The organism is Flavobacterium agri (assembly GCF_013401995.1).
In the GTDB taxonomy this organism is placed as follows: domain Bacteria; phylum Bacteroidota; class Bacteroidia; order Flavobacteriales; family Flavobacteriaceae; genus Flavobacterium; species Flavobacterium agri.
Genome location: NZ_JACBJI010000001.1, coordinates 481,107 through 494,893 on the forward strand (window position 1 = coordinate 481,107; position 13,787 = coordinate 494,893).

Annotated in this window: 13 protein-coding genes and 1 other RNA gene; 5 read left to right on the top strand and 9 right to left on the bottom strand. The window is 47.7% G+C overall.

Translation table 11 applies throughout. The annotated features are described in order from the left end of the window. The first annotated feature begins 9 nt into the window (after window positions 1-9). A complete protein-coding gene (locus HZF10_RS02305; protein WP_176004562.1) occupies window positions 10-1,023 on the top strand; it encodes a proline iminopeptidase-family hydrolase in 1,014 nt (337 codons plus the stop codon). After that, a complete protein-coding gene (locus HZF10_RS02310) occupies window positions 1,020-1,604 on the top strand; it encodes a TMEM175 family protein (RefSeq protein ID WP_176004563.1) in 585 nt (194 codons plus the stop codon). The genes HZF10_RS02305 and HZF10_RS02310 overlap by 4 nt, the downstream gene beginning before the upstream one ends. A 26-nt stretch (window positions 1,605-1,630) precedes the next feature. Here the strand turns inward: HZF10_RS02310 and HZF10_RS18035 are convergent, their stop codons facing one another. From HZF10_RS18035 to HZF10_RS02335, 5 genes are all read right to left on the bottom strand, one after another. Then, window positions 1,631-2,215, bottom strand: a complete 585-nt coding sequence (locus tag HZF10_RS18035) for a DUF8439 domain-containing protein (RefSeq protein WP_246282445.1) — start codon at window positions 2,213-2,215, stop codon at window positions 1,631-1,633. A gap of 59 nt (window positions 2,216-2,274) precedes the next feature. Then, window positions 2,275-3,360 carry a DNA polymerase III subunit gamma/tau gene (dnaX, locus tag HZF10_RS02320; protein WP_176004564.1) on the bottom strand — a complete coding sequence of 362 codons (1,086 nt, stop codon included), beginning with the start codon at window positions 3,358-3,360 and terminating at the stop codon, window positions 2,275-2,277. 136 nt (window positions 3,361-3,496) lie between these two features. Continuing rightward, the gene (locus HZF10_RS02325) at window positions 3,497-4,186 is read right to left on the bottom strand and encodes a hypothetical protein (RefSeq protein WP_176004565.1); all 690 of its coding nucleotides are present in this window, start codon (window positions 4,184-4,186) and stop codon (window positions 3,497-3,499) included. A 12-nt stretch (window positions 4,187-4,198) separates the two neighbouring features. Further along, window positions 4,199-5,275 (bottom strand): DNA topoisomerase IB, encoded by a 1,077-nt coding sequence (locus tag HZF10_RS02330; RefSeq protein ID WP_176004566.1) that lies wholly within the window; start codon window positions 5,273-5,275, stop codon window positions 4,199-4,201. Window position 5,276: 1 nt separating this feature from the next. Beyond that, on the bottom strand, window positions 5,277-5,588 hold the full coding sequence (locus HZF10_RS02335; RefSeq protein WP_176004567.1) for a hypothetical protein: 312 nt from the start codon (window positions 5,586-5,588) through the stop codon (window positions 5,277-5,279). A 148-nt stretch (window positions 5,589-5,736) separates the two neighbouring features. On the opposite strand from HZF10_RS02335, the gene rnpB reads away from it, so the two are divergent. Both rnpB and pheT read left to right on the top strand, forming a co-directional pair. Continuing rightward, window positions 5,737-6,052, top strand: an RNA gene (gene rnpB, locus HZF10_RS02340) — RNase P RNA component class A. 174 nt (window positions 6,053-6,226) lie between these two features. Next, the gene (pheT, locus tag HZF10_RS02345) at window positions 6,227-8,650 is read left to right on the top strand and encodes a phenylalanine--tRNA ligase subunit beta (RefSeq protein WP_176004568.1); all 2,424 of its coding nucleotides are present in this window, start codon (window positions 6,227-6,229) and stop codon (window positions 8,648-8,650) included. A gap of 136 nt (window positions 8,651-8,786) precedes the next feature. On the opposite strand, the gene HZF10_RS02350 is transcribed toward pheT, so the two are convergent. Next, window positions 8,787-9,347 (bottom strand): fasciclin domain-containing protein, encoded by a 561-nt coding sequence (locus tag HZF10_RS02350; protein ID WP_176004569.1) that lies wholly within the window; start codon window positions 9,345-9,347, stop codon window positions 8,787-8,789. Window positions 9,348-9,490: 143 nt separating this feature from the next. On the opposite strand from HZF10_RS02350, the gene HZF10_RS02355 reads away from it, so the two are divergent. Continuing rightward, complete coding sequence (locus HZF10_RS02355) at window positions 9,491-10,486, top strand: endo alpha-1,4 polygalactosaminidase (protein WP_176004570.1); 996 nt, start codon at window positions 9,491-9,493, stop codon at window positions 10,484-10,486. A gap of 183 nt (window positions 10,487-10,669) precedes the next feature. On the opposite strand, the gene kdsB is transcribed toward HZF10_RS02355, so the two are convergent. The 3 genes from kdsB to HZF10_RS02370 all read right to left on the bottom strand — a co-directional run bounded on the left by kdsB (window position 10,670) and on the right by HZF10_RS02370 (window position 13,628). After that, window positions 10,670-11,407 (bottom strand): 3-deoxy-manno-octulosonate cytidylyltransferase, encoded by a 738-nt coding sequence (gene kdsB, locus HZF10_RS02360; protein ID WP_176004571.1) that lies wholly within the window; start codon window positions 11,405-11,407, stop codon window positions 10,670-10,672. A 106-nt stretch (window positions 11,408-11,513) separates the two neighbouring features. After that, window positions 11,514-11,939: an EamA family transporter gene (locus HZF10_RS02365; protein WP_176004572.1), complete on the bottom strand. Its 426-nt coding sequence runs from the start codon at window positions 11,937-11,939 to the stop codon at window positions 11,514-11,516. 270 nt (window positions 11,940-12,209) lie between these two features. After that, window positions 12,210-13,628, bottom strand: coding sequence for an ATP-dependent DNA helicase (locus HZF10_RS02370; RefSeq protein WP_176004573.1), 1,419 nt, complete (start codon window positions 13,626-13,628; stop codon window positions 12,210-12,212). Window positions 13,629-13,787 lie beyond the last annotated feature (159 nt).

Sequence of the window (13,787 nt, forward strand, 5' to 3'; positions counted from 1 at the left end):
TTTTTCCTTATGAAAGCATTGGTATACAGCTTCGTACTGGCGCTCGTCTTTGTGGGTTGCAACCGTCAGGCGGAAACAAAATCGGAAACGTCCGAGTACTTTTCGAGAACTTCAAGCGGCATACAGAACGGCAACGTAAAAGTCATCGACATTTCTACGCCAAAAGGCAATTTCAAGGTTTGGACGAAGCGCTTCGGCAACAATCCGAAAATGAAACTGCTGCTTTTGAACGGCGGTCCGGGCATGTCGCACGAATATTTCGAATGCATCGAAAACTTCCTGCCCGAAAAGGAAATCGAGTTCATTTACTACGACCAATTGGGAACAGGATTTTCAGACAACCCCAAGGATACGGCGTTCTGGGATTTGGCGCGATATGTCGAAGAAGTCGAACAAGTGCGAAAGGCATTGAACCTCGACAAAAGCAATTTCTTTTTGCTCGGTCATTCATGGGGCGGGATTTTGGCAACTGAATACGCACTCAAATATCCCAACGAACTCAAAGGTTTGATCATCTCGAACATGATGGCAAGCGCGCCCGAATACGGCAAATATTCCGAAGTTTTGGCAAAAGGCATGAATCCGGACGTACTCAAAAGAATCCGCGACATCGAGGCCAGAAAAGATTTCGAGAATCCCGAATACATGAAACTGCTGATTCCGAACTTTTACGAAAAGCACATCCTTCGACTGCCTTTCGACAAGTGGCCGGAACCCGTCACGCGCGCATTCTCGAGACTTAACGCTTCTTTGTACGTGACGATGCAAGGTCCGAGCGAATTCGGGATTTCGGGTAGGCTCGAAAAGTGGGACAGGAGCAACGACCTCAAGAATCTCAAGATGCCGACTCTTGTCATCGGAGCGAAATACGATACCATGGATCCTAAATACATGGAATGGATGTCGCAACAGATTCCCGACGGCCATTACCTGTATTGTACTAACGGAAGCCACATGAGCCTTTACGACGACCAGAAAACCTATATGGACGGACTTACCAAATTCATCACATCGGTCAAATGAACAAAACCAGACTCGAAGCCTTTAGCGATGGCGTATTGGCCATCATCATCACGATTATGGTGCTTGAATTGAAAGTGCCCGAAGAAGGGACTTTTGAGGCATTGTTCGCACTCGCACCTAAATTCGTGAGCTACGTGCTCAGTTTTCTTTACATAGGTATTTATTGGAACAATCACCATCACATGTTGCATAGCGCCAAACACGTGAACGGCAAGATCCTTTGGGCGAACCTGCACTTGTTGTTTTGGTTGTCGCTCGTGCCTTTCACGACGGCCTGGATGGGAGAAAACCATTTCTCGCAAGCGTCAATCGCGCTTTACGGACTCGATCTGCTCTTGTCGGGATTGGCGTTCGTAATGCTTCAAACCTGTATCATCAAAAGCCAGGGCAAGGATTCACTGCTCAAAAAGGCTGTGGGCAAAGATTTGAAAGGCAAGGCATCGGCCGTATTGTATTCGAGCGCAATCGTGTGTTCTTTCTTCAACGAATGGATTTCGGGTGCGATCTACGTTTTCGTAGCGCTCATGTGGCTGATTCCCGATACGCGCATCGAAAAAGTCTTGACCGAAAAAGAAAACTAAAACTGTTTTGGATAGGAATTCCGACGTTAAAAATCCAAATCGAAAGTACGTCTCAACGTATCCAATTGCGGATTGATCTGGTTGAGCCTGTTGTATCGATCCTGTGGCGTAAACGCTTTTTTGCTTTCCATCTTTTCGTTTACGACGATTTTTATGTCGATGTCGTGGTTGTGCAGTTTCCCGCGGAGATAACCGACCAAATCGTGTTTTCCGCCTTCAAAGTCGATTTTCGAGCCTTCGTTCGGAAGTTCATGGACAATCGTCGTACCGTCGAGTTTAGGATCGTTGATCAGCAAAAGCGCTTCCATGATCTTTTGGCCGTTGTCCGAAAGTTTTTGGGCGTATTTGTTCCATTGCAGCAACATGTCGGTTTCATTGAACGCCTCGGTGAGGTGCTCGGTCGTACGGACAATACTCTTTTGGGATTGTTCGAGTTCGCGTTTGGCACGTATGCTCGCAAGCGACAAAGCCGATACCGGAGCGGTCTGTTTCACCACGACGGTTTCGGTCACAGAATTTTCACCGTCGCTGATCTCGACCGTTTGTACTTCGGTAATCGTATGTGTGAGGATTTGCGGGGCTGGCTCGGGTTTTGCAGGTTCGGCAATCACGATTTCGGGTGTACTTACCTCGATATCCTTAAGCCTTCCGTAGAAGAAATTGGGCGGGATTATAAAGCCGTCAACTTTTTTTTTTCTCCATCATAGGTGATGGAGGCCAATTGCATAAGGCAAAGCTCGACTAGCAATCGTTGGTTCTGGCTGACTTTGTACTTCAAATCGGCATCGTTCGCCACTTCGATTCCTTTGAGCAGAAAGTCGCGGTCGGCGCGCAATGATTGACTTGAATACAATTGTTGTGCGGTTTCTCCTTTCTCGAGAAGTTTGAGCGTAGCCGGTGTCTGGCATACGAGCAGATCGCGGAAATGCGACGCCAATCCCGAAACGAAATGATGTCCGTCAAAACCTTTTGCAAGGATGTCGTTATAGGTGACGAGCAATTCGGGAATCTTGTTCTCGAGAATAAGATCGGTTACTTGAATGTACGTTTCGTAATCGAGTACATTGAGGTTTTCGGTCACGGCCTGGCGCGTGAGGTTGGTTCCGCAATACGAAACCACGCGGTCGAAAATCGACAAGGCGTCGCGCATCGCACCGTCCGCTTTTTGGGCGATGATGTGCAAAGCGTCGTCCTCGGCCGTGATACCTTGGCTTTGCGCGACTTCGGCCAAATGTTCCTTAGCATCTTTTACCGTGATTCGCTTGAAATCGAAAATCTGGCATCGCGACAAAATAGTCGGCAGGATTTTGTGTTTTTCGGTCGTCGCCAAAATAAAGATCGCATGCTTCGGCGGTTCTTCGAGCGTCTTCAAAAACGCGTTGAAAGCCGAAGTCGAGAGCATGTGCACCTCGTCGATGATGTAAACCTTGTATTGTCCGGTCTGTGGCGGGATGCGCACCTGGTCGATCAGGTTCCGGATATCGTCCACCGAGTTGTTCGAAGCCGCATCGAGTTCAAAAACGTTGAATGCGAAATCCTCGTTCGGGTCGTCGTAACCGGGTTGGTTGATCTTGCGCGCCAAAATCCTCGCGCATGTCGTTTTTCCTACACCTCGCGGGCCTGTGAACAACAACGCCTGTGCCAGGTGATTGGTCTCGATCGCATTGAGCAACGTATTGGTAATAGCTTGCTGTCCGACCACATCCTTAAAGGTCTGCGGGCGGTATTTGCGTGCCGATACTACGAATTGCTCCATTTTTTGCGAAAGGTAAAGCGCAAATATAAGTTGAATTGCTACTCGGCAATTGACAATCTACAATTAGTAATCAACAATTTTCGGTGGATTTTCAAAAGCGATTGTACTGCAAAAAGTTAGCGTCCGATACGGAATGTTAAAAGTCGTTCAGCACAAGATCGGGCCTGAAAGTGCGGTAATATTTCGATACGTCTTCTTCTTTCGGATGCACGATGATGCCGATGCAGCTGTCGTTTAGGAATTCAAAAGCGATACCGCCGTCCTGATCGTCGTAAAGTTCGACCGATTCTTTGGTTTTATCGTACGGATAACCGCCTGTGTACCGGATTTTCGGGAAACGGTTTTCGATGGTCGCGAGCGTTTTTCCCGTAGAAACCGAATCGATATGGAAATCGGGAGACGTCACGCGAATCAGTCGCACGACTTTTTGCTTCATCTCATCATCCTTGTAATTGGTAAACACATTGAGTTCGTATTTGCCCGAAACCGCTTCAGAATTGGCGCTGTACCAAGTGAGCCACGCTTTTCCCATCGCCGCGTCGGATAAGTCAGGCGTGCCGAGAAATTGCAGTTTTTCCGAATCCATGCCGATTTCGATATTGCCGATTTTTTCTCCCGGAACGATGTCGGTTTGGGGTTTCGGCGATTCGACTATAACTGAAGTGCTGTCAATAGAAGTAATTTCAGGCGTGATTTCCGGCTCCGCTTTTTTGCACGAGACTGCGAAAATGCAAGTCGATAGTATCCAATAAAAAGTACGCATGATGTTGAGTTTTGCCACGAATGACACGAATTTACACAAAATCATTAGTGAAATTCGTGTCATTCGTGGCTAATTTTATCCTAACACTTCGGCGATTTTTTCGGTTTTGAGCAATCGCACCAAAGCTTCTTCTTCTGGGTCGAGTTTATTGTTTTTTATGTTTTTCCTGATTTGGTAACGGTCGATGTGTCCGTCCTCATATGCCTTGATTACGGTCGGATGCACGTAGTATTTTTTGCACACCGAACGCGTATTGCCCAGTTTTTTGGCCACGCAATCGATGACTTCGACCACTTTGCGTTTGGTGTCGGTTATCGATTCGGGTTGGCCGATATTCCTAAAACACTGCAAAGCCGTAACGCTTCCCGACCAAGCGCGGAAATCCTTGGCCGTAAAATCTTCGCCCGTGATTTGCTTGAGGTAGTTGTTCACGTCCGATGAACCGATCGTGCAATGCTTTCCGTCGTCGTCGTAATACTGGAACAATTCCTGTCCCGGAATGTCTTTGCACTTTTTGACAAGGTTCGCGAGTTTGCGGCTGCTGAGCGAAATGCTGTGTTTGATTCCTTTTTTGCCGACAAATTCGAAGCGCACGTTCGACTTTTCGAATTTCACGTGTTTGTCGCGCAACGTCGTAAGCCCGAACGAGCCGTATAGTTTTTTATAGGCGTCGTTACCGATCCTGATATTCGTGTCTTCTATCAGTTTCACGACTAACGCCAACACTTTTTCATATGGCATGCCTTTTCGCTCCAAATCCTTTTCGACTTGTTTTCGGATAATCGGCAATGCCTTGGCAAAACTTCGCAAGCGATAAAATTTGGATTGGTTGCGGATCTTGTTCCAATCGGGATGGTAACGGTATTGCCTGCGCCCGAGTTTGTCGGTTCCCGTGACTTGCAGATGTCCGTTTTCATAAGGCGAGATCCACACATCTTCCCATGCCGGCGGAATGACGAGTTTTTTTATCCGATCCAAGACCTCAGGAGATCGGACGGCTTTGCCTTCGTCGTCCACATACGAAAATCCGTCGCTTTTTTTGTTCCTGAAATAGCCTTTACCCGAAAAAGCCGCATACCTCAAACCTACTGCTTTCGCTGTGATTTTCGGGTCGCGGCCTATTTTTTCAAGCTTTGCCTGTAATCTGTCCATTTTAGTTCAGGTGCTCCTGACGGCCTTTGATACTGAGGTCGTTAAGTACTTTGGTGGCGCTGTTGTCGTCCATAGACAAATCTCCGGCGACGAAAACGCCCATTTCGCCTTTGTTCGACTTGATGCCGTAAACAGTGGCTTCGTCTCCGGGATCGCTTTCGCCCTCGTATCTGTATATATGTACGATTTCGAAATCGTCGGGATGGTTTTTGATACGTTCTTCCTCAAGGTTGAAGTCGGTGGTGAATCCTTTGGCGGTCAATTCTTCGAGCGCTTTGGAAACCGTGGCGTAGTGGTACATTTGACGTTCCATGATACGGGTGTTTATTGGTTTATTCTTTATTTTTACTGGAGTTTTCCTTTGGCGGAAGACCTTATCTAAATTAGTAATAGAACAGGCCGACACGCTTACAGGTTTTTTTCGAAAGGTTGCATCATCCTCATATTCGCCTTACCTTTGCGCCGCAGGCCGCCTTATCGCTGCTCTTTACGAGTGGAGGAAAGTCCGGGCACCATAGAGCAGCATAGCGGGTAACGCCCGTCACATCCGAATAAAATCGGGTGGAGGACAAGTGCAACAGAAAGCAAGTACAGTTCGGCTGTAGTGAAACCAGGTAAACTCTATGCGGTGAAATGTCAAGTATACCGATAGTCAAGGGCGGCTCGTCCGTTGTCGGAGGGTAGGCAGATAGAATCGTACGGCAACGTCCGGTCCAGATAAATGATAAGGACTCCACACCCGGAGTACAGAACCCGGCTTACAGGCCTGCTTTTTTTAAAATTCCAAATTCCAATCTTTGGCCTAAACGATTGGAATTTTCACCCCGAGATTCCGTTTCTTAATTTAGATACATTCATTCTACTTTCATCTTTCCATTTTCGACTAACCTCATTATCTTTGCCCCTCACCCGAGGCCGCAGGCCGAACTGAACGAAGTTAAAAATTTCCTTATGAAAATCTCTTACAACTGGCTAAAGCAATTCATCAAGACCGACTGGACAAGCGAAGAAACTTCTGCTTTGCTCACCGATTTAGGTCTTGAAGTGGAAGTCGTTGAAAAATACCAATCCGTTAAAGGCGGACTTCAAGGCGTTGTCGTAGGTCATGTACTGACGTGCAAGCAGCATCCGAATGCCGACCGTCTCAAATTGACCACCGTAGATTTGGGCGACGGAAATCCACCGGTGCAAATCGTATGCGGAGCAGCCAACGTCGCTGCCGGACAAAAAGTTCCCGTAGCCACGATCGGTACCGTTTTATACACAGGCGACGGGGAATCGTTCACGATCAAGAAAGGCAAAATCCGCGATGAGGAAAGTTGGGGCATGATCTGCGCCGAGGACGAACTCGGTCTCGGAACAAGCCACGACGGCATCATGGTACTCGACGAAAGCCTTGCCCCGGGAACGCCGGCCGCACAGGTTTTCAAAGTTGAGAACGACGAGGTTTTCGAAATCGGATTGACGCCAAACCGTGCCGACGCGATGAGCCATTTCGGTGTAGCACGCGACTTGAGAGCCGGTTTGCTGCAGAGAAACGTACATGTGGAATTGATCACGCCATCGGTGTCATCTTTCCGCATCGACAAAAGAGTATTGAAGATAGACGCGGTCGTGGCCGATGCCAAACTCGCACCAAGATATTGCGGCGTGACCATGTCGGGACTTACGATAAAGCCGTCTCCCGAGTGGTTGCAGAACCGTCTGAAAGCGATCGGTCTTACGCCGAAAAACAACGTGGTCGACGCGACGAATTATGTGTTGCACGAGCTCGGACAGCCGCTTCACGCGTTCGACGCTTCCAAAATCAACGGAAAAGTGACCGTAAAGACACTTGAAGCCGGAACCAAGTTCACGACGTTGGACGGAGTCGAGCGCACGCTTCACGAAGAAGATTTGATGATCTGCGACGACAAAGGCCCGATGTGTATTGCCGGTGTTTTCGGCGGACAGAATTCGGGAGTCAGCGAAAGCACGACTTCAATTTTCCTCGAAAGTGCGTATTTCAATCCGGTTTCGGTGCGAAAAACCGCAAAACGCCATGGTTTGAACACCGACGCTTCGTTCCGTTTCGAAAGAGGAATCGACCCGACGATCACCGAATATGCATTGAAACGCGCGTGTTTGCTGATTAAGGAAGTCGCGGGCGGAGAAGTCACTTCAGACGTCATCGATCTGTATCCGAAAAAAATCGAGGATTTCCAGGTCGTATTCAACTTCGGGAAAGCGGCCAAACTCATCGGCCAGGAATTGCCGAAAGAGACGATCAAGAAAATTTTGGCGTCGCTCGACATCAAAGTGAACAGTTCTTCCGATGCGAACCTCGGATTGACGATCCCGTCGTATCGCGTCGACGTTAACCGCGAAATCGACGTGATCGAGGAAATTTTGCGTGTTTACGGTTACAACAACATCAATTACACAAAAAAACTCAACGCGACGATAGCCAATTCTTCGCGCACAGAAGACCATAAATTACAGAACATCATCGCAGGTCAATTGACGTCACTCGGTTTTAACGAGATGATGGCCAATTCGCTTACGACACCAGAATATATCTCGCTTTCCGAAATGTTGCGCGAGGAAGCGAACGTGACGATGATGAACCCGTTGAGCGGCGATTTGGCCGTGATGCGCCAGTCGTTGCTGTTCTCTGCTCTCGAAGCGGTTTCGTATAACGTCAATCGCAGGAATTCGGATTTGCGTCTGTTCGAATTCGGAAAAAGCTACCAGAAAGTGCTTTTGGGGTATGACGAGAAAAAACACCTGACGCTTACCGTTAGCGGAAACCGCAGTTCAGAAAGTTGGACAGGCGCGCAAAAACCGTCGGATTTCTTCCTGTTCAAAGGTATCGTCAACACGATCCTTATGCGTTTGGGAATCGACAAGACGCAAACTGAACCGGCCAAGTCGGACATGTTTGCCGAAGGTATCGCGTTGATGATAGGAGAGGACACGATCGTGGAATTCGGATCGGTCAAAAAATCGGTGCTCAAGCATTTCGACATCAAACAGGAAGTGTTGTTCGCCGACTTCAATTGGGATGCCGTGATCAAACTCGTTTCGAACAAAATCAAGTTTACGGATATCCCGAAATATCCCGAAGTGCGACGCGATTTGGCATTGCTTGTCGACCAATCGGTTGGGTTCGATGCGATTTATAACCTTGCGAGACAAACCGAAAGAGGTTTCCTCAAGAACGTGAACCTGTTCGACGTCTATGAAGGCAAAAACCTTCCCGAAGGCAAAAAATCATACGCCGTAAGCTTTACGCTTCAGGATACTACCAAAACATTGACCGACGACCAGATCGATAAGATCATGGGGAAATTACTTAAGAATTTCGAGAGTCAGTTGGGCGCGAGTCTGCGGTAGTAGTATATGATTTAGCCACGAATGACACGAATTTCACTAATAGAATAGCATTGGTGAAATTCGTGTCATTCGTGGCTAAGTTTTAAATAAAAAAGGCTCCCAAAAGCGGAAGCCTTTCCCCAATCAATCAAGTCAATCATTTGTGCATCAATACGGCGTCCACGACATGGATCACGCCGTTCGATTGGTTCACATCGGCGATCGTTACCGTAGCCATCATTCCTTTTTCATCTTTCAGCACTAACTTTTTCCCATCCATCATCGCCCAAAGCTTGCCGCCTTGTACGGTTTTGAGTTCGGCTTTCCCGCCGCCGGTCTTGATGGCTTTTGCGATGTCGTCCGCATTCCATTGACCGGCTACGACATGGTATTTGAGCACATCCTGCAACATTTTCTTGTTTTCGGGTTTCAGCAAGGTTTCGACCGTTCCCTTGGGTAATTTGTCGAAAGCGGCATTTGTCGGGGCAAAAACGGTGAACGGCCCTTTGCCGGAAAGCGTTTCGACCAATCCGGCGGTTTTTACGGCAGCCACAAGAGTCGTGTGGTCTTTTGAATTTACCGCGTTCTCAACGATGTTTTTAGACGGATACATGGCCGCGCCTCCAACCATGACGGTCTTTTGCTGGGCCGAAACGGCAACCGAAACGAACATGGCGATGGCCGCGACAGCAACCGGAATAAATTTTTTGGTTTTCATAAGTTGTCATTTAAATTGTTATATCGGCATTTACGCAAACGCTTTCGAAGCGGTTTTAGGGCGACTGATATTTTTTCTCATGTTACTTGAATCTTAAGTTTTTGCAAAGGGAGAAATTCCTACTTTTGGCGATTTCGACTACTATGAGAATCCGGGTTATCGCTTCACTGCTTTTTAGTTTCACGTTGTTGTGCGGGTTTTCCCGATGCAGCCGCAAGGACGTTTCCACGGCCAAGAGCGACGCGCCTTCTAACGAGGCCGAAGCGGGCGTGGCCATGCAGAAGTTCGTGAGCCAGATTTCCAAATTCGCCAAATCTCAAAAACCTGGTTTCAACATCATTCCCCAAAACGGGTCGGTTTTGGCCTATACGAACCTAAATCCGAAACAAGGCAAGAATTACGAATACATACAAAGCGTCGACGGATTCGGCGTTGAAGAATTGTTCTATACCGAAGACGGCTCGATCGATTCGGCCCGTGTCGCACTTTTGGACGCGCTCAAGAACGACCGCAAGATTTTGGTTTCGGAGTTCATTCCCGATTCCGAAAAGATAAACCGGGTTGCCGAGCAGAACCTCGATGCGGGTTTCGTGCCGTTCATCCGCATGAAATCGAACTACAGTTATTCACATATTCCCGAGCGCATCCGAAACCAGAACCAGGACGACGTGACGCAAATGGATCAGGTGCGCAACTACCTGTATTTGATCAATCCGAAGGAATTCGAGAACAAGGAAGCGTACCTCAAAGCGCTTTCCGAAACTAATTTCGATCTGCTGATCATCGATTTGTTTTACGATATGCAACAGTTGACCAAAACCGATCTTGAACTACTCAAGACCAAGTCCGATGGCGGAAAACGACTCGTAATCTGTTACTTGAATATAGGTTCGGCCGAGAAATGGCGTTACTATTGGAACAAGTCGTGGAAAGTCGGGAAACCGTCGTGGATCAAGAAGAACTACGCGGGTTATGAAGGCGAATATTACGTTGAATTCTGGGATGCCGAATGGAAAGGCATCGTGTTCCGCGGATCGGATTCATATTTGAGGAAGATCATCAACGCCGGATTCGACGGAGCGTATCTCGACAATACCGAGGCGTATCATTATTTGTTTCACGATCAGGAAGAGAACTGAAAATCCAAGCGCCAAATTCCAAATACCAATCTTTTTTTAAGAAACATCGAATAGCAAACTCTGATTTACGCTAGATTTTTTATGATTCCGACGAAGGAGGAATCTCATCCAGAAAAGTAAAAAGCGAATCCGTAAGAGTTCGCTTTTCCATTCGCTCCAACCTCGGAATTTGGTGCTTGGAATTTAAGATTTGTCCTTCAACAACTTCCGTGCTTTCTCCAAATCTTCTTCGGTATCGATCCCGATTCCGGCGTGTGCCGTTTCTACCATGCGGATGCGCTTGCCGAATTCGAGATAGCGCAACTGCTCCAGTTTTTCGGTGGCTTCCAAAGATTTCATCGGAAGCGCCGCAAAATCAAGGATTGCCTGTTTACGGAACGCGTAAATCCCGATGTGTCGGAAATATTTCGCGCCCGCGTCCTTATCTCTGGGAAACGGGATCACCGAACGCGAGAAATACAACGCGAACCCGCTTTGGTCGGTTACGACCTTGACGATATTCGGATTGTTGATGTCGTCCCAATCTGTTATTTCGATCATCAGTGAAGCCAGATCGATCTGGCGTCCCGGGTCGTTTTTGAACACTTCGATCACTTCGGCCAACGGTTCGGCATTGATGAACGGTTCATCTCCCTGAACGTTGATCACGATGTCGCAGTCGATGTCGGCTACGGCTTCGGCAATGCGGTCGCTGCCCGATTCGTGTTCCTTTATGCTCATAATGGCTTTTCCACCGTTCGACACGATCTCGTCTTTGATGATTTCTGAATCGGTGACCACGAACACGTCATCGAACAAATGCGTGGCGACGGCGGCTTCGTATGTGCGACGGATGACGGTTTTTCCGCCCAGATCCTGCATGAGTTTGGCTGGGAATCGGGTAGAGGCGTAGCGTGCGGGAATGACGGCGATGATTTTCATGATGTGATTTTAAAGACACGAATGTCACGAATTTCACGAATGTTATGCAAAATCTTACCTTCTAAAATTTGAGAAATTCGTGACATTCGGGGCAAAAATTAAAAGCTTACTTCAACGACAAAACTAAGAAACCTGCCACGATTAAAGTACCACCGACAGCGGTTTTCCACGTGAATTGTTCACCCAGGATCAAAACCGACAGCAAAACCGTGAGCACGATGCTGCCTTTGTCGATCAACGCGACTTGTGAAACGTCTCCGAGTTTGACTGCGCGGAAATAGAAAATCCACGAAAGCCCCGCAGTTATTCCCGAAGCCGATAGGATCGCGATGTCTTTCAAGGTAAGTTTGCCCGCATCTTGCATGAACGGATTAAAAAATACCGAATTTACCGCCACGACAAGCATCACAGCCATAGTTCGAACGGCCAATCCGGTGTCGCTGCTTACTTTGCTCATGCCCATTTTGGCGACAACCGATGTAATTCCGGCGAAAATCATTGAAATGAATGCGAGAAGAATCCAGTTTTTCATGGGTGGGATTTTCTCTTGAAGTTACGGAATTTTAGGTGATTGGTGATTGGTGAAAAGTGATTGGTTGTGAAAAGTGAAAAGTAAAATGTCAAAGGTGATTGGTGTGACGTTTCGGTTAATGTCATCTACCAAAGGAAAAATTTCGACTTGAGAGTACGGCATCCGTTCGTTATACCCGTCTCTTTATCCGGATCATAAACTTGAATTATTCCATTCAGCAACCACATTTCACATTTCACCAAGAACATATTACCAATCACAATTCACCAATCACTCAAAATACTCATCCGGAAACCCAATCAAATACAACTTATCCTGCGCACGCGTTACGGCCGTATACAACCATCGGACGTAATCGCGCGAAATGCCGTCGGGAAGATACGGCTGTTCGATGAAAACCGTGTTCCATTGTCCGCCTTGCGATTTGTGGCAGGTGATCGCGTACGAGAATTTCACCTGAAGCGCATTGAAATATTCGTTCGCCTTGACTTTTTGCAGTTTGCGGTATTGGGCGCGCTCGTCCTCGTAATCCTCGAGAACGGCTTGGTATAAACGATTCGATTCGTCGTACGTGAGCGATGGCGATTCGCTGACCAATGTGTCGAGCAGCAAAACGGTCTCGAACGGGCGTTGGTTCGGGTAATCGATCATGCGCACCTTGACTTTGGCGAACTTGAAACCGTAGAGTTCCTTGATGCCGAACATTTCGAGCACCTCGACGATGTCTCCGTTGGCGATGAATCCGGCCTCGTCCGATTCCTTAAGCCAGAAATAATTGTTCTTGACGACCATCAGGTAATCGCCTACCGAAAGTTCGCTGTCCTTGTCAAGGATGCGTCCGCGGATTTGCTGGTTGTATTGGTTGGCGCGCTTGTTCGAACGCACGATAAACGCCGTGTCCTCTATCGAATAATTGCCGTAAGCCGAATGGATCGCGTCCTGGATGTCATATCCGTCGGTCAATCGTACGATGTCCTTGAAACGTTTGACGTCGAATTGGAAATCGGTGATGAAATCGTCTTTGAGCAATTCGCGCAATTGGGTCGCATTGTATAAAATACCAGAAGTTTCGGCCTGGCGCATGACCTCGTCGAATTCGATATGCGGAATGTTCATGCCGTACGCCTGTTCCAGATTGCGTACATCCAAAGCCGGACTTACTTCGGAATTCACGGGCGGCAACTGAGCCGTGTCGCCAAGCAACAGGATCTTGCAGTTTTTTCCGGTGTAGACGTATTCGATCAAGTCGTCGAGAAGCGAGCCGTTTTCGTAAAATTTCGAATCGGAAGCCGTATCGCCGATCATCGATGATTCGTCGACAATGAAAATCGTGTTCGTGTGTTTGTTCGGCATGAGTTGGAATTGGATTCCGCCGCCGCTGCCTTTTTTAGGATAGTAAATCTTGCGGTGAATCGTTTGCGCCTGTCTTCCCGAATAGCCCGAGATGACTTTGGCCGCGCGTCCCGTAGGTGCGAGAAGCACGTATTTTTTGTGGATTTCGGGCAATACGTTGACCAAGGCCGAAATCACCGTCGTCTTTCCCGTACCCGCGTAGCCTTTGAGCACGAACATCTCATCCGGATTGGAATTCGTGGCGAAATCGGCAATCATTTGAAAGAAAATATCCTGTTTGGACGTGGGTTGGAACGGGAATTCCTGACGCAGGAGTTTGTATAGGGAAGATGACATGGTGCAAAAATAGGTGTTAGGGAGGGAAGTTTGGGATGTGGGGTGTGAAAAGTGAAAAGTGAATAGTGATTGGTGATTGGTGATTCGTGAATAGTGAATAGTGAATAGTGAATAGTGAATAGTGAATAGTGAATAGTGAATAGTGAATAGTGAATAGTG

Excerpts from the sequence above, each read along its gene's own strand:
- HZF10_RS02305 (WP_176004562.1), top strand. The coding sequence starts at position 10 with ATGAAAGCATTGGTATACAGCTTCGTACTGGCGCTCGTCTTTGTGGGT.
- HZF10_RS02310 (WP_176004563.1), top strand. The coding sequence starts at position 1,020 with ATGAACAAAACCAGACTCGAAGCCTTTAGCGATGGCGTATTGGCCATC.
- dnaX (WP_176004564.1), bottom strand. The coding sequence starts at position 3,360 with ATGGAGCAATTCGTAGTATCGGCACGCAAATACCGCCCGCAGACCTTT.
- HZF10_RS02325 (WP_176004565.1), bottom strand. The coding sequence starts at position 4,186 with ATGACACGAATTTCACTAATGATTTTGTGTAAATTCGTGTCATTCGTG.
- HZF10_RS02330 (WP_176004566.1), bottom strand. The coding sequence starts at position 5,275 with ATGGACAGATTACAGGCAAAGCTTGAAAAAATAGGCCGCGACCCGAAA.
- HZF10_RS02335 (WP_176004567.1), bottom strand. The coding sequence starts at position 5,588 with ATGGAACGTCAAATGTACCACTACGCCACGGTTTCCAAAGCGCTCGAA.
- pheT (WP_176004568.1), top strand. The coding sequence starts at position 6,227 with ATGAAAATCTCTTACAACTGGCTAAAGCAATTCATCAAGACCGACTGG.
- HZF10_RS02350 (WP_176004569.1), bottom strand. The coding sequence starts at position 9,347 with ATGAAAACCAAAAAATTTATTCCGGTTGCTGTCGCGGCCATCGCCATG.
- HZF10_RS02355 (WP_176004570.1), top strand. The coding sequence starts at position 9,491 with ATGAGAATCCGGGTTATCGCTTCACTGCTTTTTAGTTTCACGTTGTTG.
- kdsB (WP_176004571.1), bottom strand. The coding sequence starts at position 11,407 with ATGAAAATCATCGCCGTCATTCCCGCACGCTACGCCTCTACCCGATTC.
- HZF10_RS02365 (WP_176004572.1), bottom strand. The coding sequence starts at position 11,939 with ATGAAAAACTGGATTCTTCTCGCATTCATTTCAATGATTTTCGCCGGA.
- HZF10_RS02370 (WP_176004573.1), bottom strand. The coding sequence starts at position 13,628 with ATGTCATCTTCCCTATACAAACTCCTGCGTCAGGAATTCCCGTTCCAA.